Origin of the sequence: Burkholderia sp. 9775_39, assembly GCF_015712225.1 — a bacterium.
Lineage (GTDB): Bacteria > Pseudomonadota > Gammaproteobacteria > Burkholderiales > Burkholderiaceae > Burkholderia > Burkholderia cenocepacia.
Window position 1 is genome coordinate 1 of sequence record NZ_JACCQC010000123.1, and the last position, 382, is coordinate 382.

Annotated in this window: 1 protein-coding gene; it reads left to right on the plus strand. The window is 55.8% G+C overall.

The window, feature by feature from the left end; genetic code table 11:
* Positions 1–382, plus strand: a 382-nt coding sequence (gene nusG / locus H0X90_RS35585; protein ID WP_196438459.1) for a transcription termination/antitermination protein NusG, incomplete at both ends; no start/stop codon positions are given.

The window sequence follows — 382 nt, forward strand, 5'->3', positions numbered from 1 at the left end:
TCGTTCAGGCGTTTTCCGGTTTTGAAGGTCGCGTAGCCACGTCGCTGCGTGAACATATCAAATTACACAACATGGCAGAGTTATTTGGCGAAGTCATGGTCCCGACCGAAGAAGTGGTTGAGATCCGTGGCGGCCAGCGTCGCAAAAGCGAACGTAAATTCTTCCCGGGCTATGTCCTGGTTCAGATGGTCATGAACGACGCAAGCTGGCACCTGGTGCGCAGCGTACCGCGCGTGATGGGCTTCATCGGCGGCACCTCTGACCGTCCGGCGCCGATCAGCGACAAAGAAGTCGACGCCATCATGAATCGTCTGCAGCAGGTTGGCGATAAGCCGCGTCAGAAAACGCTGTTTGAACCGGGTGAAATGGTTCGCGTTAACGA